This window comes from Sorangium sp. So ce385, from assembly GCF_051474135.1.
GTDB lineage: Bacteria > Myxococcota_A > Polyangia > Polyangiales > Polyangiaceae > Sorangium > Sorangium cellulosum_D.
The window spans coordinates 12,689,983-12,708,802 of sequence record NZ_CP150337.1 but is presented as its reverse complement, the minus strand read 5'-3'; the positions used below and the strand labels follow the sequence as shown (position 1 = coordinate 12,708,802).

The window sequence follows — 18,820 nt, the reverse complement described above, 5'->3', positions numbered from 1 at the left end:
GATGCGCAAAGGGACAGTGTTCAAACTAGCAACTCGGTCCTTGAAGTGTCCAGATCTTTTTTCGAGGAGACACCAAAAAAACACCGAGGTGCGAAGTGACAATTTTGGGTCGTGCGGTGACGCTTTTGGGCCGGTTGCGTCGGTTGCGTCGGTTGCGTCGGTTGCGTCGGTTGCGTCCGTTTGCGTCCTGCGGAGAGGAGCGCAGCGGCGAGCGGGCTCCGCGGCAACGCATCTGCGATCTCCGATCGCCGATCGTGCTCGGCCCAGGGCCGAGCACGATCGGATCAGGCACGCGGGAGTGCCCGACGAGATTTGATGCAGAGTGCGCACGAGACCATTTTTCAAGATAACGAATCTCCGCTTCGCGTGTCTAGATCGTTTTTCGGGGCGCGATGCGTTTTGTGCGTGCTCGAGTGCTTTGGCCTACGCCTTGGGCCAGGGAGACGGGCGCCGGTCGTCCACCGCCTGCCGCAGGGGCCCACACCCGCCGCGCCGGGCTCGCGCCGGCCGAGCGCCGCCTCGTCGCCTCGTCGCCTCGTCCCCTCGTCCCCTCGTCCCCTCGCCGAGAGGGGCGCGAGCGGCGGCGGCGCCCGGGGCGGGCGCTGCCGCGCTTCGCCCGCGCCGCCCTGGACGAGGGCGCGCGAAGGCGCCGCGGGGCGAGCGAACCGGCTCACGCCGGGCTCTCGCGCGGCGCGCCGCGCGGACGGCCGGCTCACGCCGCGCGGGCGGGGCACGCCAGCCTGCCGGCTGCCGTCCGCGCGCGGGCGCTGCTAGGGTTCGGCCGTGGGACGCCCGCTGCTCGCCTCGCCGGCCCTGCTCCTCGCGTCGCTCGCGTCGCTCGCCGTTCCGGGCACGAGCGCCGCGCAGGGACAGCCGACGCTGAGCGGGGCCTGGACCGCGAGCGCGCTCTCCGAGCAGTGGTCCATCGACGCGTGGGGAGAGGCGTGCGGGCCCAGGCCGCGCCCCCAGGGCGCCCCGGGCGGCGCCGTGCAGATCCAGCAGCACGGCTCGGAGCTCTCGATCTCGGGCGCCGGCCGGTCGTGGAGCACCGCCGAGTGCTGGGAGCAGATGCCCGGGCTCGCGCGCAGCAAGCACTCGGCCTCCGGCGACGCGCGCTCCTGGCAGACGCGCTGCACGACCCCGCCGAACGACCCCCGCCGTGCCGTGGTCACCACGACGACGCAGGCGACCGACGCCAGCATCCGCATGGTGGAGACGGGGCAGTACCAGTTCATCATCCAGGACACGACCTGCAGCGCCTCCGTGACGAGGACGCGGACGTACACGCTCGTCCGGCGCGAGGGCGAGGCGCCGCCCGCGGCGAGCGCGCCGCCCCCCGCGGCGAGCGCGCCGCCGCCCGCCGCGAGCGCGCCGCCAGCCGCGCCCGTCGCCTCCGAGAAGAAGCCCGCCGCCCCGCGCACCTGCGACGCCCCCGGCGAGCCCGCGCGCCTCGAGGTCACGCCGTCGCGCAAGCTCATGCGGCCGGGCGAGCGCTTCCAGTTCCGCGCGCTCGTCATGGACGCGGCGGGGTGCGCGCTCCCGACCAGGCCCGCGTGGTCGATCGCGCCGGGGCCGCTCGCGTCCGCCGCGACGGTCGACGCGACGGGCGCCCTCTCGCTCGGCGCCGACGCGGGCGAGGGGACCCTCGGCCTCGTGGCGTCCGTCGCCGGCAAGGGCGTGACCGTCGCGATCGAGGTGACGAGCCCCGACCGCTACGACGCGCTCCTCGCCACGAGCGGCCTCAACGAGGCCGGCGAGAGCGATCAGGCCGCCGTCGCGGTGATCGCGGCCGGCACCATCGGCGGGCGCACCACCGCGGGCGAGGACGTGGGGCGCGAGCGCAAGAACCTGTTCGTCGCCATCGTGGGCGGGGTCGCCGCCTGCCTCGGCTTCGCGGGGTTGATCCTGCTCCGCCGCGGCCGCCGGCGCGCCGGCGAGCTCGAAGGCCCCGCCTCGACGGGCGGCGGCCTCGGGGAGCACGGCGTCGCCGGGGCGGACGATGCGCCGGCGTCCTCCGGGGCCGCGCTCGCGGCGCCGGCCGCGGACGGCGCGGGGCCGGTCGGGCCGGCCCCGCGCGCTCGTGGAAAGATCTGCCCTACCTGCGGCGACCGCTATCCGGGCGAGGCGATGTTTTGCGGTAAAGACGGCACGCAGCTGGTCTTGCTCAACTGAGCGCGGCGCCCTTCGCGCGTCGCGGGGCATGGACACGCGCTGCGTCATCTCGCTGCGCCGCGCCGTGGTGGACACAAAAAAGGCCGGCGCCTTGATCGGTCTCGCGCGGTCCCGCTATCCTCCGTCAACCGACCGGGCCGCGTGATTGTGCGCGTGTGTGGTCGTTGAACCCATGCCCGCAGGCCGGAACGGGAAGGGCGACAGTCGCATGAAGATTACGTGTGAGTCGTGCCAGGCGAAGTACACGATTGCGGACGAGAAGGTCGTCGGCAAGACGGTCAAGATCAAATGCAAGAAATGCAACCACGCGATGGTCGTCCACGGCGCGAGTGAGGCTGCTTCGGCCCCGTCGCAGGACGCCACCGTGGGGCAGCAGGGCGACCTCGCGGAGGACGCCGACGCGAAGCTCGTGGCCGACGTCGGCGGCGTGCCCTCGACGGCGGCGCCCGACGAGTGGACCGTCAACGTCGCCGAGGGCGACGAGCGGACCATGACGACCGCCCAGCTCGTGACCGAGTACGCCCGCGGGGCGCTGAGCAACGACACTTACGTCTGGAAAGAGGGGATGAGCGACTGGCTCCCCATCGCCAGCGTCCCCGAGCTCAAGGAGCGATTTTCCTCCCGGGAAGATGCGGCGCCGGCGGCGGATGCGGCGACCGCTGCGGTCGCGACGCCTGCGCCTGCTGCTGCTGCGGCGGCGCCCGCGGCCGCCGCGCCGGCGCCTGCGGTCGCGCCGGCGCCTGCCGCCGTGCCCGCGGCTGCGGCGGTGCCGACGCCTGCCGCCGTGCCCGCGGCGGCTGCTGCGCCGGTCCCCGTGGCGCCGGCGCCGGCCGGGCTCAGGTTCGGCCCCGAGGGGACCGTGGTCATGAAGGACGCGAAGCGCGCGCCGGTCCCGGCCGTGTCTGCGGGGGCCGCCGCGGCCGCGTCTGCGGGAGCTGCCGCGGCCGCGTCTGCGGGGGCTGCCGCGGCCGCGTCTGCGGGGGCTGCTGCGGCCGCGCCGGCTGCCGACGGCGCCGCGGGCGCGCCTGCCGCTGCTGCGCCGGCCCCGGCGGCGCGCCGCCCGGGCCGCGCGGCCGCGGTCGACGTGTTCAGCGCCGCCGCCGCCGAGCGGGCCACCGAGCCGGCCGCGCCGGCCCCGCAGCCCGGCGGTGATCGCCAGGTGGGCGAGCGCAACGAGAACTCCGTCCTCTTCTCGCTCTCGGCGCTCACCGCGACCGAGAACGCGGCCAAGCAGCAGCAAGACGAGACCCCGTCGGGCCGGCGTCCCTCGAGCCGCCCCGCGAAGAACAACGGGCGCACCGGCTACGACGACCTGCTGAACCTCGGCGGCGGCGCGATCGCCTCCGCGCCGATGCTCGCGCCCCCGCCCCTGCTCGCGCCGGTGACGGACTCGCGGCCGCCGCCGTCGCTGTCGGCCTCGGCCAAGTCGTCGGTGCCGCCCCCGCCGCTCCTGCCGCTCTCCCCGATGGCGGCGCCGGAGCCCGCGGCCAAGAAGGGCCGCATGGGCCTGATCGCGGCCGCGGTCGCCACGGTCGTGCTGATCGGCGGCGTCGCCTTCTTCTTCATGCAGTCGCCGAAGGAGGACACGTCCACGACCACGCCGGAGCAGACGAACGCTGCCCCTGCAGAGGTGCCGAGCCCGGCGGCGACGCCGGCGCCCGCGCCGACCGAGACGGCGGCGGCCGCCACGCCGCCGCCCGCGGAGACGGCGGCGCCGGCCGCCGAGGAGCCCGCCGCGTCGGCGGCGGCCCCGGATCAGACGGCGCCCAGCGCGGCGGCCGAGAAGCCGGCGGAGAAGGAGAGGCCGTCGTCCGCGCCTGTTGCAGCGGCGGACAAGCCTGCTGCAGCGGCGGACAAGCCGGCGGCGTCGAAGCCCGCGGCGGAGCCGGCGCCTTCCGGCGGCGGCGGCGAGTTCAACCGCGGCGCCGCGAGCTCGGCGCTCGGCGCGGCGGCTGGGTCCGCCAAGAGCTGCAAGAAGGCCGGGGGCCCGACGGGCACCGGGAAGGTCAAGGTCACCTTCGCGCCGAGCGGCAACGTCACGTCGGCCGAGGTGCAGGGCGCGCCCTTCGCCGGGACGAGCGTCGGCGGCTGCGTGGCCCGGTTGTTCCGCGGCGCGCGCGTGCCTGCCTTCGGCGGCGGGCCGGTCTCGGTCAGCAAGTCGTTCACCATCAACTGAGCTCGTCTCGAGCCAGTCTCGCGTTGGTGAGTCCACATGAAGGCGGGAAGATCATTCATGTTTTCTTCCCGCCTTCATGTTCGAATTGACCACTACCCTCGCGTTCCTGGTTGTTACCTTCGCGAGGAGGTGCGCCGAGACGGCCGGCCGGAGGGCGAGCGAGAGGGCCGCCTCGAAGGGCAGCGAAGCATGCTGCTGAAGCTGCTCCGGCTGCGCTTCGGCGATCTGCCGGAGCCGATCGAGGCGCGCATCCGCGCCGCCGATGCAGGGCAGATCGAGGGCTGGACCGAACGCGTGCTCACCGCGCCCACGCTGGACGACGCTCTGGCCGAGCGCTGACGCCGCGCCCCGCGCGCTACGCGCGGCGCCGCCTGCAAACGAGCCCCGCCAGCGCGAGCCCCGCGAGCCAGCCGGCGCTGCCATCCCCGCCGCGCGGGCTGGTCGCGCACGGGCCGATCATGCCGCTCCCCGCGGCGTAGAAATCCTCCGGCTCCACCGCGACCTCGGTCGGCGGCGCGCCGGCGGCGGCGCCGTTGCCGTCCGTCGGGTCGTCGCTCACCGGCGCGCCGAGCGCGCCCGCCGCGGCGATCCGCGCCTGGTTCTTGATGACGTTCGGCGCGTCCGCGTCGACCGTGACCTCGAAGCGCACCGTGACGCTCCCGTCGACAGGAATGCCGCCGCCCTTCGCGCCGTCCGCCCCCTCGCCCAGCCGGAACGTGACGGTCCGCGTCTGCGGATCGTACTCGCCGAGATCGTCTCCCGGCCTGTCCGTCTGAGGACCGGCGTTCGGCCCCTCGACGATCGAGAGCGAGCCCGGGACGAACGTCACGCCGGGCGGCAGCGCGTCGGTCAGCACCGCGCCCACGGCGTCGTCGTTGCCGGTGTTCGTCGCCGTGATGCGGTATTCGATGGCGTCGCCGCGGTACGTCGGCAGCCCGCCGATGTCGGTCGCCACCTTGCTCGACTTGCTGAAATCGGGGCCGAAGTTGGAGATCGACGTCACCCAGCCCGCGAGGAAGTACAGCTCGTCCGTGCTCGTGGCGACGAGCGTCGCCCGATCGTCCCCAGGCTTGAGCTTCGAGCTGACATCCACGATGTCGATGTCGACCCCCGACATGCTCTGAGGCGTCCCCGCGATCCTCGGGAGATCGCCCTCCACCGACACCGGCTCTCCGAGCGCCGAACGGGTGCTGTTGAAGAAGTTGTCCGCAGGGTTGAGCGCGTCGCTCAGCGCCTCGGCCACGTCGGGCTTACCAGGGTTCCGAGGGTTGAAGAACACGCTGTCGCCAGAGCTCGTGTTGTCGCCCTCGAACGCGACGATGCCCAGCTTCGCCACGAAGCCGGCGTCGGGCACCTTGAAGCCCGAGAGCTCGACCTGCTGCCAGCCCACGTCGGAGACCCGGTCGAGCCCGTCGAACAGCGCGAGGTTGCGCATCGGCTGCTTCGGCGCCTCGTAGAACACCACCATCCACCACGCCGCGAAGACCACGTCGTCGTCGCGGTCCCGGACGTCGACGACGTCCACGCCGCCCACCCGGTAAGCCCCCGCGCCGCTCTCCTTCACGATCGAGGTGATGTCGGCGACCGACTGGTAGTTGTGCGACTCCTTGGGCTTGCCCTGGTTGATCACCGTCTCGACCGAGTCGATGGAGGTGACCTTGCCGTCGAAGCCGCCCTCGTGGTGGAGCTCCACCTCGGTGTCGGCGCCGCCGCCGTTGCGCGCGGCCCAGTACAGGAACGCGTGCGTCACCGTCGCCCCCTCGGGCAGCGTCAGCACCGCGGTCGTGCGCGCCCTCTCCGGGGTGATGTCGAGGTTCGCCTCCGCGCTGCCGTCCGCCGGCGAGTCGGACCGCCAGAAGAGATCGGGCCCCGACTCGGCGGTCGACGCTCCGCAAGCGCCGACCGTGCCCTCCTTGGGCCTCGGCGTCGATGAGCGGCACTCCTGCCCGATCGAGCTCCCGATGAGGGCGAAATCGCCCTTCTGATCGACCTGTATACGCAGCTTGGGCTCGGCCGTCGCGCTGGCGGTCGTGAGGCCAATCAGCGTGAGCGACGCGAGCCCGGTGATGCCCAACTGCTTTCTCATCGATCCTCTCCGGTTTCGACCTGCGGCTTGTACGCGGCCTTCTTGATGATGATGAACTGGACACGGCGATTCCGCTGCCGCCCCGCCTCCGTCGCGTTGTTGTCGAGGGGCTGGTCCCGGCCGTAGCCCTGCGCCGTCAGCCGCGTCGAGTCGATGCCGCGGCGGACCAGCGCCGCCATGACGGAGTTGGCGCGGTTCTGCGACAAAACCCGGTTGTGCTCGTCGGTGCCCCGATCGTCGGTGTGACCCTGGATCTCGATGAGCACGATCTCCGGGTGCTCCTTCAGCACCTGGGCGACCTCGTCGAGCAGCGGATCGCTCACCGGCTTGATGGTGGCCTTGTCCGTGTCGAACTGCACCTGCTGGAGGATCACGACGTTCTTGTCGGTCACCCGCACCGCCTTCGGGCAGCCGTGCTTCTCGGGGTCCGGATCCGCGAAGCCCTTCTCCCTCGGGCAGGCGTCCTTGTCGTCGCGGAACGTGTCGCCGTCCGTGTCGCGCGGGCAGCCGTTCTTCTCCGGGTCCTTCGAGCGGAGCCCCTTGACCTCGGGGCAGGCGTCCTCGCTGTCGGGCACGCCGTCCTCGTCCTGATCCGGCGGGCAGCCGTTCTTGCGCGGATCGTCGCTCGCGACGCCGGCGACGAACGGGCACGCGTCCTCGCCGTCGGGGATGCCGTCGTTGTCGCGGTCCGGCGGCGGCGGGCAGCCGTGCTTGCGCGGGTCGGCGCTCGCGACGCCGGCGACGAACGGGCACGCGTCTTCGACGTCGGGGATGCCGTCGTTGTCGCGGTCCGGCGGCGGCGGGCAGCCGTGCTTGCGCGGGTCGGCGCTGCGCTCGCCCGCCACCTTCGGGCAGGCGTCCTCCGGATCGGGGATACCGTCCCTGTCCCCGTCCGGCGGCTGCTCCGGCGTGAAGGCGGCCATGGCGACGACGCGCAGGTCGGGCGTCCCGATCCCCGAGGTGAGCCCCGGCCCGACGCCGACGCCCGCCTCCAGGAAGGGGAGGAATCGATACCGGGCGTCGAGGAGGAGCTCCGCGTTGATCGAGCGGCTGCTGATGTCCTCGAGCACCATCGCGGTGGTGAGCTCCGGCCCCACCTGGAGCCGGTCGCCGAGGGCGAGGAACCCGACGCCGCCGCCCAGCGTGAGCATCGTCCCCTGCGCCACGCCGCCGAACGACTGGGAGCGCCGGAGCTCGGTGCCCAGCGAGCTCGACCAGACGAGGCGATCCAGGCGGCCGCCGGCGGCGAGGTACGGCATGGCGCGGACGTGCCCGTCGCTCACGAACGAGTCGGCCGCGCCGGTGGGCAGCCAGAGGTACGCGCCGACCGCGAGCTGGAGCGGGTCGTGGTAGGTGCCATAGAGCTGCACGCGCGCGCCGAGCCGCAGGTCGCCGAGCTCCGCGCCGCTCGGGGACGCGAACTCGCGGCCGCCGCCGTTCGGGTTCTCGCCCGACTGGAGCGCGGTGAGCGGCGCGTCGAGGTCGAAGCTCACCTTGTTCCAGAGCGGGAGCGACGCGTTGAGCCGGAACGTGAGCTGATCGCTGACGACCGCGCCGATCTCCGCGCCGTCGCGCGCGCGCCGCAGGACGAGCGGATTGCTCGCGTAATCGGCCATCAGCATCACGTGCGGCGTCAGGTGGCCTGGCGCGAACGGCGACGGGACGCTGAACATGCGGTCCCCGGCCGGCGCCGGGACGAAGCGGCTGAGGGCCATGCCGTCGGGCTTGACGGGCGCGTCCTGCGCGCCGGCGAGCGCAGGCACGGCGGCGAGGGCGGCCAGCGCGGCGGCCAGCGAGCAGAAAGACCGAGATCTCATGAGGTGGCACCCTGCGTCGGCGGGTTTCGCATGACGGGTCAAGCCGCTATCGCGGACCAGTATACCGGCCGGCAACTGCGGAGTCTTGGGCAACGAGCGACGTGGTCTACATCTTCGTAGGACTTGCGCACACCTCCCCGGACCCTCTGAACGAACGAGAGGCTGCCGCGCCCCGGCGGCCCATGCTTCGTCGGCGCGACGCTCGCGGCTCACGCCGGCCGGAGAGCCGATGTCCCGCGCCGGAGCCCCGAGGAGCCGAGCACGAATCCGATGCGGGGTGCAAATTTGCACGACGTCGGGGTCGGGGCGGTGACGTCGCGCTCCGCCGGGGCGGGGCCGCCGCGGCGATTGGATCTCCGCGCGACAGCCACCCTCGCGCGATGCGCGCCTGCGGCGGCCGGCTCGCCGCGGCCGGGCGCCCTCCGGCGACCGCCGGTCCGCGGGTCGCTCGCGGCGCCCGGACCGGCGCGGCGTCCGGGCGGGCTCCGGGCTCCGGGCGGCGCGCGGCGCGCGGTCTCTTCGGGACGGAGGTCCCGGCGGCGGGGGCGGCTCACGTTCGGGCGCCTGCGCTCTGGACGACGAGCGGCTATGGTTGGCGGGACACCGCGATGGGCATCCTCCTCAAGCGCGCGCTCGACCAGGCGGCGGTCTGGCACCGAGCACAGAAGCGCAAGTATCCGAACGCCGACGTCCCCTACATCAGCCACCTCGCCGGCGTCGCGGTCCTGCTCGCGCGCCACGGCTTCGACGACGAGGTGGTCGCGGCCGGCGCGCTGCACGACGCCATGGAGGACCAGGGCGTCACGTTCGACGAGCTGATCCAGCACTTCGGCGAGCGCGTCGCCACGCTCGTCCGCCACGTGACCGAGCAGGACCGGTCGCTGCCCTGGGAGGACAGGAAGCGCCTCTATCTCGAGGCGTTCCCCAAGAAGCCCTGGGAAGCGCAGGCGATCACGCTGGCCGACAAGATAGACAACTTCCAGTCCATCATCGTCTGCGCGCGCGAGCACGGCGACCCGTGGTCGATGTTCAAGCGCGGCAGGGAGGCGCAGATCTCCAGGTTCGAAGAGCTGCGCGCGATGTGCCGGGCGCTGCCGCCGCACCCGCTCCTCGACGAGTACGGCGCCGTGCTCGACGAGCTCCTGTCGACGGGCTGAACCCCCCGACCGCCCGGGCGCGCGCGGGCCGCCGCGCCCGGCCCGCCGCGGCGATCCGGGCGAACACCTGCGCTCCGAGCGGCGCGCTCACGGCGCGGCGCGCTCGTCCGGCGCGCCGCCCTGGGCCGCGCGGCCTGCCGGCACCTCCATCGCCTCCGGCGGAGCGGGCGGGATCGACTGCGCGAAGCGGAACACCTCGCCCGGGTCCCACCGCGCCTTGATGGCCGCGAGCCGCGCGGCGTTCGGGCCGTAGTAGGCCGTGAGCCAGTCCTCGATGTCCGCATCGATGTAGTTGATGTAGGCGCCTCGCACGTAGGGCAGCATCGCGCGGCGGAGGCGCTCGACCCAGGCGACGCACTCCGCTTCTTCCGCGGCCGCGGTCCAGTAGGCCTGGTATTGGAGGCTCCACAGCGCGCGCCGGTGCGGGAACGCCGTGGCGTCGGGCGCGACCCGGCCGACGGCGCCGCCATAACCGTCGAGCTGGACAAGGCACCTCGCGTTCGGCGCGCGCGATAGGCCGGCGGCGAGGGTCGCGATCGCCTCTGCCCCGAAGCGCTCGTACGCGTAGGCCGACGTGTTCTTGTAGCTCGCCTGCTCCTGGTGCGGGTACACCGTCCATCGCTCGGGATCGCCGCCGAGCCCCCCGAGCCGGCCCACCGCGTTGAGGTAGGGCATGGTCTCGATCGACGCGCTGGAAGGCTCGGCCCCGCGCGCGGAGAACAGCGGCTGGATCAGCCGACGCAGCTCCTCGCCCCGCCCGAGGAGCTGGCCCTCGCACGAGACCTCGCCCGAAGCCGCCGCCGGGAGCTTGAGGATGCACGTCAGTCGCTCGTCGGCGTGCGGCGCGAACGTCTGCCACGCCTCGAACACCCGCTCGAGATCGGCCCATGGCCAGGAGATCCTGAAGAGCGAGACGTCGGAGATCGGGTGTGTCTTGAACGTGAACGATGTGACGATCCCGAAGTTGCCGCCCCCGCCGCCCTGGCAGGCCCAGAGGAGCTCGGGGTTCTCGTCCGCGTCGGCCCGGACCACCTCGCCGTCCGCGGTGACCATCTCGACGGCGAGGAGGCTGTCGCAGGTGAGGCCGAGCGCGCGGGAGAGGAGGCCGAACCCGCCGCCCAGCGTGAGCCCCGCGATGCCGACCGTGGGGCACGAGCCCGCAGGGAGGGTGACGCCGACCTCCCAGAGCGCGTCGTAGACGGTGATGAGATCCGCGCCCGCGCCGATGACGGCGATCCCGCGCTCGCGGTCGACGCGGACGCTCCGGAGGTCGCTCACGTCGATGACGAGCCCGCCGTCGACCACGGAGAACCCCTCATAGCTATGCCGCCCGCTCCTCGCCCGGATCTCCGCGCCTCGCGCGGTCGCCCACCGAATGGCATTCACGACGTCCTGCGCGTCCTGGCAAAACACGATGGCGCGAGGAGATCGCGAGAAGCGCGCGTTGTGCACCTCGCGCGCGCCGTCGTAGCCGGGATCCCCGGGGAGGACGACACGACCGGTGAGCCGCGGCGCCGAGCTCATGACGGGCGCTTCGCCCGCGCGCAGCCGCAGGTCCAATTGCGCGGCGCGGCAGCCGGGCGCGCTGCCCGCCGGACGACGCGAGATCCGGCCTGCATGCACGGAACCTGCGCCCCTCAGGGGTCGCGTCAACCGCCGCCGGCCCCACCCCCGGCCCTGTGCCGGCCCCCGCTCTGTGCCCGATCGCGCGCGCACCCCGCGCTCCCTCCCGTGAGCACGACAAGCACCCTCGCGCCCGTCCCGGACGAGGAATCACCGCCCTGCTCTCCGGGGCGCGCGGCGCCACGCCGTCGGCTGCGCGCGCCCTGACAGCCGCTCTCCGGCACATGCGATGCACCGCCGTGCGGGGAGCTCCTCCAAGGAGGGACCGATGAAGCTGCTGTCTCCCCGACTCCATGGGTACGTCGATTACGCGATCGTCGTCCTGCTCGCGCTCGCGCCGCTCGCGCTCGGCTTCGGGCCGGTGCCGACGGCGGTCTCTTATGTCACCGCCCTGACGCACCTCGTCGTGACGCTGCTGTCCGATCAGCCGCTCGGCGCCGCCAGGAAGATCCCGTTTCCGGTGCACGGAGCGCTGGAGTCCTCCCTGGGCGTCGGTCTCATCGCCTCGCCCTGGCTGTTCGGGTTCTCCGCCGAGGGCCCGGCGCGGATCTTCTCCGTCGTCGCCGGGCTCGCGATCGTGCTCGTCGTCCTCACGACGAGGTACGCCGCCGGCGTCCTCTCCCGGCCGGTGCCCTACGATCGCTACGATCGCTGAGCCGCGCGGGCGGCGCTCAGCCGGCGGCGGCGAGCGCCGCCTGCGCCTCGCGCATCACCTCGGGCCAGGCCGGATCCGGGCGCGACACCTCCAGGGCGATCGCCAGCGGATCCTCGCCGGCCTCGATGGCGAGGCGCGCCGCGGCCGACCCGGTGAGCAGATCGAAGGCCGGGATCGTGTCGACGTACTCGTAACGCTCGGTGCGGAACCGGAACTGCTCGGGCTGCTGCCGGTGGGCGAACGCGGTGAGCGCGAGGTAGGTCGCGACCGGACGGAAGGTGCGCGGGTCGGTGACGTGGATCTGAACGCCGCCGCACGTCTTGCCGGCGTGCTTCTGGAACGTCGGCCGGAAGGTGAGCGGCCGCGCGATGAACCCGAGCAGCCCGGTGGACGCGAGGCGCGCGGCGAGATCGCGGCCGTCGAGCCAGGGCGCGCCGACGATCTCGAAGGGGCGCGTCGTGCCGCGGCCCTCCGACAGGTTCGTCCCCTCGATCAGGCAGCCGCCCGGGTAGACGAGCGCGGTGTCCGCCGTCGGCATGTTGGGCGAGGGCAGGACGAACGGGCGATCCCACTCGGCGGCGAGCGCCTCGCGGCGGTGCTCCTCGACCGCGACGACCTGCAGCCCGCAGGCGACGTCGCCGAGCGGGATGCCTTCGCGCCGCGCGAAGAGCGCGACCAGCTCGCCCACCGTGAGCGCGTGGCGGATCGGCACGGGCTCGAGGCCCACGAACGAGAGGAACCCCGGCGCCTGCGTCGCGCCCTCCACGCTCTCCGGCGCGCAGCCGATGGGGTTCGGCCGGTCGAGCAGCACGACGTGCACGCCCGCCGCGTGGGCCGCCCGCAGCGCGAGCAGCGCCGTCCAGACGAACGTGTAGTAGCGCGCGCCGACGTCGGCGAGATCGATGAGGAGCAGGTCGATCTCCGCGAGATCCTCGGCGGAAGGCGAGAGATCCTCGAACCTGTCGCCGTACAGGCTGACGATGCGCGCGCCGGAGCGCGCGTCGACGGCGCTCGTCACGGCCGCCATGTCCTGCGCCTCGCCGCCGTAGCCGTGCTCCGGGCCGAAGAAGAGGCGCGGGCGCACGCCGAGGCGCTCGAGGACGAACGCGATGTGGGTGAGCTCGCGGTCGACGCTCGCCGGGTGCGCAAGGACCCCCAGGCGAGCCGACCGGATGCGCTGGAGCTGGGAGAGATCCGGGAGACGGTCGAGTCCGATGTGCACGGTACCCTGACTACCAAGGCGAGCGCGGGCAGTCCATTTGTCCGCGTCGGATTTTCCGGGGGCGCTGCGCCGGCGCGGGTCAGCGCTTGAGGGCGGCGTAGAACGCCGCGCCCCGGCGCTGCACCCGGACGAGGAGCTCGCCGTCGCGCGCGGCCTCCTCGACCTCGGCGGCGGTGGGCGCGCGGCGGCCGTCGGCCTCCAGGATCACGTCGCCCGGACGCAGGCCCGCGCGCTCGGCGGGCGAGTCGTCCGCCACGAAGGCCACGCGCGCCAGCGAGCGGGCCTCGCCGCGCGCACCGCGCGCACCGCGCTCACCGCGCTCGCCGCGCTCGCCGCGCTCGCCGCGTTCGCCGCGCTCGCCGCGCTCGCCGCGTTCGCCGCGCTCGGCCGGCGCGTCGCGCAGGGTGAGGCCGAGGCCCGGGTGCGAGGCGGGCGCGCGCTGGACCGGCAGCGCCGGCGGCGGCGGCTCGTTCCGCGCGGCGAGCGTCACCCGGGTCTGGTACCGCTGGCCGCCGCGCACGACCTCGAGCGCGAGCGTCTCGCCGACGTTGTGGTTGAAGAGCTCGCGGATGACGTCCTGCGCGTCGCGCGTCGGCCTGGCCGCGACCGACGTGATCACGTCGCCCGGCTGGAGGTTCGACCTGGCCGCGGGGCCGCTCGGGTTGACGGCGTTGACGAGCGCGCCGGCGCGGGGCGCGTTCGGCATCGCCGCCGCGAGCTGGGGCGTGAGATCCTGCAGCCCGACGCCGATCCAGGCGCGATCGACGCGGCCGTGCCGGAGCAGCTGCTCGGCCGCGCGCCGGGCCATGTTCGCCGGCACCGCGAGCCCGATGCCCTGCCCGCGGCTGACGATCATCGTGTTGATGCCGAGCACGCGGCCGTCGAGGTCGACGAGCGGGCCGCCCGAGTTGCCGGGGTTGATGCTCGCGTCGGTCTGGAGGTAGTCCTCGACGTCGTTCACGCCGACGCCGCCGCGCCCCTTGGCGCTGAGCACGCCGGTGGTGACCGTGTGGCCCAGGCCGAAGGGCGAGCCGATCGCGACCACCCAGGCGCCGACGCGGGCGGCGTCGCTGTCGGCGAACGTCGCGGTGGGCAGGTCCTTCGCGTCGATGCGGAGCACGGCGAGATCGGTCGCGGGGTCGCGGCCCGCCACGCGGCCGGCGAACATGCGGCCGTCGCGGAGCCGGACGGTGATCGCGCGGGCGCCGTCGATGACGTGGTTGTTCGTGAGGATGCCGCCGTCCGGGGAGAAGATGACGCCCGAGCCGAGCCCGCGGCGCTGGCCGCCGTCGCGGAACCAGCGCAGCGGCGAGGCGACGTCCTCGCCGACGGCGACCTCGATCTGGACGACCGTGGGGCCGACCTTGTCGGCGACGTCGGCGAACGCCTCGCCGAGGCGGCGCAGATCGGCGGCGCCGGCGGCCGCGGCGGCGCTGGAGGTGGCGGCGCGGGACGGCGCGGGCGCCGCCTTCGGCAGCGCCGAGGGCGCCCGGAGGGTGGGCGCCGGCGCCGGCGCTGCGGACGGCTGGGCGCCCGCGAGCGACGGGAGCGAGAGGGCAGGGACGAGCAGGGCGAGGGATGCAGTCAGCCGACGCGAGTTCATGCTTCCTCCAGCGCGTGGGAGAGGTCCTGTCCGCGGTCCGCGGAGCGGGGTGCCCGGCAGCGAGGCAAGAGGTAAGACGGGAAGCGCTCGCGAACGCAACCTCCTGGCGCGCGAAAGCGCTCGGTCGCGGACCCGGCCGAAGGGGCGCGCCCGTTCGGGCAGCGCGCCGCTTCGGGCTGTGCGCAGGCCCCAGCTCCGCCCGCCAGATGTCCGGCCAGGGATCCGGGAGAGATTTCAACGCAAAGGTGCAAAGAGCGCAAAGGCGCAAAAAAACAAATGCATTCTTGCGTCTTTGCGCCTTTGCTCCTTTGCGTTGAAATCTCTCGCTTCTCTCGCGAGGGAGATTCCTGGGAGGACTTCTGACCCGCGGTCCTAGGCCCCGGCGCCCGCTCCGGGCCTCGTGCCCACCTCGTCCGCCGGCGCGGCGTCGTCCGCCGGTGCGGCGTCGTCCGCCGGTGCAGCGTCGTCCGCCGCAGGGGCGCCCTCCGGCGCGGCGTCGTCCACCGACGATCCGTCCGATGGCCCGCTGGGCCAGGGATCCTGGCCGTCGTCGCGCAGGTGGATGTGCTCCAGGTAGAGCCCGTCCGGCGGCGCCGTGATCCCGGCCTCGCGCCGGTCGCGCGACGCGAGCGCGCGCGCGATCGCGCCGGGGGCGAGGTGGCCGCGCGCCACGTCCATCAAGGTGCCGACCAGGATGCGCACCATGTTGTGCAGGAACGCGTTCCCCTCGACGTCGATCCGGACGAGGCGCGGATCCGCAGGGTCGAGCGACAGCTCGACGCCGTACAGCGTGCGCACCGTGGTCGTCCGCTCGTCCGCGCTCGTCCGGAACGCCGCGAAGTCGTGGGTGCCCTTCGCGGCGAGCGCCTCGGCGCGCGCCCGCTCGATCGCCTCGTCCGTGAGGCCCTCGACCCGCCACGCGCGCCGGCTGAGGAACGGATCGCGCACCAGATCCCGGAGGATCAGGTAGCGGTAGCGCTTGCGGAGGCTCTCGAAGCGGGGCGAGTACCCGACGCGCACCACGGCGGCGCGACGGATCACGATCTCATCGGGCAGGTGGCGCGCGGTCGCGAGGACCCAGCCGCGCGGCGGCAGCGGCGCCGCCGTGTCGAAGGCGACGCGCTGGTCGCGCGCGTGGACGCCCGCGTCGGTGCGGCTCGCGCCCCGGATCTCGCGGATGGCCGGATCGATGGCGCGCAGCGCGCCGAGCAGCTCGCCCGCGACCGTGCGCTGGTCGCGCTGACGGGCGAAGCCCGCGAACGGGCGCCCGTCGTAGGCGACCGAGAGCAGGATCCCCCGCGTGGAAGCGGCGCTCCTCGCCACGGCCGATGGACGCGCGCGGCCTAGCCGCCGCTCCCCCCGGCGCCCGAGCCCCCGGCGCCCGCGCCGCCCGAGCCCCCGGCGCCCCCGTTGCCGCCGCCGCCGCCCGAGCCGCCGCCGCCGCCCGAGCCGCCGCTCCCGCCGGAGCCGCCGCTCCCGCCGGAGCCGCTCGCCGACGTCGTGGTGGCCGAGGCGGTCAGGGACGCATACCCCCTGGCGCACGCCTGGTTGACCATGCCCTCCGCGTTCTTGCAGCACTCCTCGGGGGCCGCCTGCTTGCCGTTCACGATGCAGTACGGGAGCTGATGGCACCCGTCGGCGTCCGTCACGATCCCGTGCTCGGGGTCGAGGTTGTCGTTGCAGCTCGGGGTGGTCCCCTCCTCGACGCGGCACGCGGCGCTCGGCAGCGCGAGCGCGAGGAGGAGCAGGCTGGCCATCCGGAGGGGGAGCATTCGCATCGGCTGCTTCCTATTGCTTGATGGTGAAGTTGATCGGAACGTTCACCACGACGCATCCGCTCTGCGGCGGAGGCAGTGATTTGCCGCGGAAACGTCCCAGGACGCAAGACGAGATCTCGCCCGACCCCACCGTGTCGTTGAGGATCGAGGCGCTGCACACCGCGCCCGTCGAGGCGACCTGCACGCTCACCGTCAGCTTGCCGGAGACCTCCGAGGTGCGCAGCGCGCGGTTATAACAACCCTGCGCCGAGCGAGCGAGCCCGAGGACGGCGGAGTCGAGCGCGGGCGAGCTGGCGCCGTCGCCGCACTTGGCAGAGCAAGGCGACTTGCCGGTCGTCGCCGGGCCCTGCGCCGACGCGACCTTGCCAGCGTCCACCCCGGCGTCCTCGACCTCCTCGACGGGCGGCGGCGGCGGGGGCGCGAAGAGCGGCGGCGGCTCCGCCGGCTTCGTCTCGGTGCGGGCAGCGGCGGTGGGCGCCGCGGGCGGCGCCTCCGGCTCCGGGCGCAGCTTCCAGTAGAGCAGGCCCGCCATGAGCGCGGCGAGGACGACCATTCCTGCGATGTAGATCCCAGAGTTGCCGGATTTTCCAGGGATCTGCTGGGACGACGGGGGCATCGATGCGGACACGTTGAGAAGTCCTCCCGGAGAGGCGCGCGGGGCCGGCCGTGTCGGCGGGCCCTGTGCGCCGGAGCCGAGACGCGGGCGCGCCCGGCGGGGGCGAGTCTACAAGGGTGGCCAGGGAAGCGCGCCAGGAAACTGGATGCGCCCCGGATGAACATGTTGGCTCCCCGCGGACGGCCGTTCAGCGCGCGTAGAACGACACCGCGGTGTCACCGTAGGTGCGGACCGCGGCGCAGGTGAGCCCGGCGATCTCCGGGGAAGGATCGCGGCGCGCGTGCTCGAGGACGAGGCGCCCGGTCGGGGCGAGCAACCCGAGCGGCCCGGCGAGGCGCGCGGCCGCGGTGGCGGCCTTGGTCAGGGCGGCGTACGGCGGATCGAGCAGCGCGAGATCGAAGGGGCCCTCGTCGGCGAGCAGGTCGAGCGCGCGCTCGACCGGGAGCGGGACGACGCGCGCCGCGTCGGCGAGGCCGAGCGCGGCGAGGTTCTCGCGGAGGGTGGCGAGCGCGGGCCGGCCGCTCTCGACGAAGACCGCGCGCCGCGCGCCGCGCGAGAGCGCCTCGATGCCGAGCGCGCCGGTGCCGGCGTAGAGGTCGCAGACGAGCGCGCCGGTGACGTCGCCGAGCGAGGAGAACAGCGCCTCGCGCACGCGGTCCGCGGTCGGCCGCGTGCCCTCGCCGCGCGGGGCGGCGAGCCTCCGCCCGCCGAGCCGGCCGGCGATCACCCGCATGATCGTCGCCCCTCCCCGGGCGCCCGGCGCGCGGAACGGGCGGCGCGGCTCACCAGCGGTAGGTCACGTCGAGGCCGCCCGCGCCGAGGCCGACGCTGGGCTGCACGGTCCAGCCGGCGCGCTCCCCGCTCCGGCTGTCGCTCGTCACGAGCAGGTAGGCGCCGAGGCCCGCGGAGACCACGGCCAGCGGGTAGAAGACGTACTGAAGCCCCATGAACGTGTCCGTCTTCTCGCAGAGCCGGATGCCCGCGTCGGCCGTCCTCGTGTCGGCGGTGATGTCGCCCCGGACGGCCTCGCGCTGCTCGGGCGCGCACACGTCGTCGACCTCGGTGGTGAACAGCGCCCGGTAGGCCTTGTACTGCGGGTCGCTCTGGATGCTGGCGACCTGGACGGAGCTGATGACGGCGACGGTCCCGAACGCCGCCCCCGCGCCGAGGCCGATGAACCCGCCGATCCGCTTCCAGTTGGACTGCGACGGCTCGGCGGGCATCTGGCTGAGCGCGAGGTCGGTCGTGTTCACGGGCACGACCACCACCGACGCCTCGGAGTCGAGGAACCCGGCCGACTTCACGCGCACCCGGTGCGGCCCGGCCGTGACCGGGAAGATCCCCTCGCCGTTCTGCACGTTGCCGACCGGCTTTCCGTCGATGAGCACGCTCGCCTGCGCGGCGCCCGTCCTCACGCGGAGCGACCCCATCGGCGGTCCGCCGGTCAGCGACGCGATCGCGTCCGCCGCGATCTTGCGGAGCGGCTCGTCGTTGGCCTCGGTGAGGTTCGCGCTGTACTTCACCGGGACGCTCGAGGTCGGCTTGCCGCGGGTCCAGAGGTTCAGCGAGCCCTCCACGTTGGTGTCGCTCTTGCGGAGCACGCCCCAGAGGTAGCGGTCGCTCCGGATGTGGTCGGCGATGCGCGTCTGGCAGCCCTCGTCGGGCACGTCGGGGCACTGCAGCGAGAGCGTCAGGACCTCCAGCGAGAAATCCCCCTCGCCGACCGACCACCCCCGGGCGTCCTTGATGGCGGAGCGGAGCGCCTGGGTCAGCGCGCCGGCCTGGTCGTACGCGTCGTCGGTCCGGATGGCGACGACCGTGATCGGCAGGGCGGCGGGCGACGGCTCCGCCGCCCGCGCGACCTCGCCGCAGGCGAGGCAGGCGGAGAGGGCCAGCATGGCAGCGAGACCGGTTC

At 74.0% G+C, this 18,820-nt stretch carries 15 protein-coding genes; 5 read left to right on the top strand and 10 right to left on the bottom strand.

The features are described from left to right. Positions 1 to 783: 783 nt before the first annotated feature. From WME83_RS46570 to WME83_RS46560, 3 genes are all read left to right on the top strand, one after another. Positions 784 to 2,172, top strand: a complete 1,389-nt coding sequence (locus WME83_RS46570; protein WP_437316147.1) for a hypothetical protein — start codon at positions 784 to 786, stop codon at positions 2,170 to 2,172. Between the two features lie 208 nt (positions 2,173 to 2,380). Next, positions 2,381 to 4,348, top strand: a complete 1,968-nt coding sequence (locus tag WME83_RS46565; RefSeq protein ID WP_437316146.1) for a zinc-ribbon domain-containing protein — start codon at positions 2,381 to 2,383, stop codon at positions 4,346 to 4,348. 36 nt (positions 4,349 to 4,384) lie between these two features. Further along, positions 4,385 to 4,687: a DUF4351 domain-containing protein gene (locus WME83_RS46560; RefSeq protein ID WP_437316145.1), complete on the top strand. Its 303-nt coding sequence runs from the start codon at positions 4,385 to 4,387 to the stop codon at positions 4,685 to 4,687. A gap of 16 nt (positions 4,688 to 4,703) precedes the next feature. On the opposite strand, the gene WME83_RS46555 is transcribed toward WME83_RS46560, so the two are convergent. Both WME83_RS46555 and WME83_RS46550 read right to left on the bottom strand, forming a co-directional pair. Continuing rightward, positions 4,704 to 6,434 carry a DUF3344 domain-containing protein gene (locus WME83_RS46555; RefSeq protein ID WP_437316144.1) on the bottom strand — a complete coding sequence of 577 codons (1,731 nt, stop codon included), beginning with the start codon at positions 6,432 to 6,434 and terminating at the stop codon, positions 4,704 to 4,706. Next, a complete protein-coding gene (locus WME83_RS46550) occupies positions 6,431 to 8,251 on the bottom strand; it encodes an OmpA family protein (protein WP_437316143.1) in 1,821 nt (606 codons plus the stop codon). The genes WME83_RS46555 and WME83_RS46550 overlap by 4 nt, the downstream gene beginning before the upstream one ends. Before the next feature lie 608 nt (positions 8,252 to 8,859). Between WME83_RS46550 and WME83_RS46545 the strand changes: the two genes are divergently transcribed. Further along, positions 8,860 to 9,408 (top strand): HD domain-containing protein, encoded by a 549-nt coding sequence (locus WME83_RS46545; protein WP_437316142.1) that lies wholly within the window; start codon positions 8,860 to 8,862, stop codon positions 9,406 to 9,408. An 87-nt stretch (positions 9,409 to 9,495) separates the two neighbouring features. Here the strand turns inward: WME83_RS46545 and WME83_RS46540 are convergent, their stop codons facing one another. Next, on the bottom strand, positions 9,496 to 10,932 hold the full coding sequence (locus tag WME83_RS46540; protein ID WP_437316141.1) for an FAD-binding oxidoreductase: 1,437 nt from the start codon (positions 10,930 to 10,932) through the stop codon (positions 9,496 to 9,498). Between the two features lie 367 nt (positions 10,933 to 11,299). Between WME83_RS46540 and WME83_RS46535 the strand changes: the two genes are divergently transcribed. Next, positions 11,300 to 11,686 (top strand): SPW repeat protein, encoded by a 387-nt coding sequence (locus tag WME83_RS46535; RefSeq protein WP_437316140.1) that lies wholly within the window; start codon positions 11,300 to 11,302, stop codon positions 11,684 to 11,686. A gap of 16 nt (positions 11,687 to 11,702) precedes the next feature. Here WME83_RS46535 and WME83_RS46530 read toward each other — a convergent pair whose 3' ends face one another. The 7 genes from WME83_RS46530 to WME83_RS46500 all read right to left on the bottom strand — a co-directional run bounded on the left by WME83_RS46530 (position 11,703) and on the right by WME83_RS46500 (position 18,803). Then, positions 11,703 to 12,908, bottom strand: a complete 1,206-nt coding sequence (locus tag WME83_RS46530) for an exo-beta-N-acetylmuramidase NamZ family protein (RefSeq protein ID WP_437316139.1) — start codon at positions 12,906 to 12,908, stop codon at positions 11,703 to 11,705. A gap of 79 nt (positions 12,909 to 12,987) precedes the next feature. Continuing rightward, positions 12,988 to 14,511: a trypsin-like peptidase domain-containing protein gene (locus WME83_RS46525; RefSeq protein WP_437316138.1), complete on the bottom strand. Its 1,524-nt coding sequence runs from the start codon at positions 14,509 to 14,511 to the stop codon at positions 12,988 to 12,990. Positions 14,512 to 14,883: 372 nt separating this feature from the next. Then, positions 14,884 to 15,834, bottom strand: coding sequence for a tRNA pseudouridine(38-40) synthase TruA (gene truA / locus WME83_RS46520; protein WP_437316137.1), 951 nt, complete (start codon positions 15,832 to 15,834; stop codon positions 14,884 to 14,886). Positions 15,835 to 15,854: 20 nt separating this feature from the next. Beyond that, the gene (locus tag WME83_RS46515) at positions 15,855 to 16,289 is read right to left on the bottom strand and encodes a hypothetical protein (RefSeq protein WP_437316136.1); all 435 of its coding nucleotides are present in this window, start codon (positions 16,287 to 16,289) and stop codon (positions 15,855 to 15,857) included. Positions 16,290 to 16,299: 10 nt separating this feature from the next. Continuing rightward, positions 16,300 to 16,917, bottom strand: a complete 618-nt coding sequence (locus WME83_RS46510; protein ID WP_437316135.1) for an AgmX/PglI C-terminal domain-containing protein — start codon at positions 16,915 to 16,917, stop codon at positions 16,300 to 16,302. Between the two features lie 175 nt (positions 16,918 to 17,092). Next, on the bottom strand, positions 17,093 to 17,638 hold the full coding sequence (gene rsmD, locus WME83_RS46505; protein ID WP_437316134.1) for a 16S rRNA (guanine(966)-N(2))-methyltransferase RsmD: 546 nt from the start codon (positions 17,636 to 17,638) through the stop codon (positions 17,093 to 17,095). Between the two features lie 49 nt (positions 17,639 to 17,687). Beyond that, positions 17,688 to 18,803, bottom strand: a complete 1,116-nt coding sequence (locus WME83_RS46500) for a PEGA domain-containing protein (protein ID WP_437316133.1) — start codon at positions 18,801 to 18,803, stop codon at positions 17,688 to 17,690. Between the last annotated feature and the right edge of the window lie 17 nt (positions 18,804 to 18,820).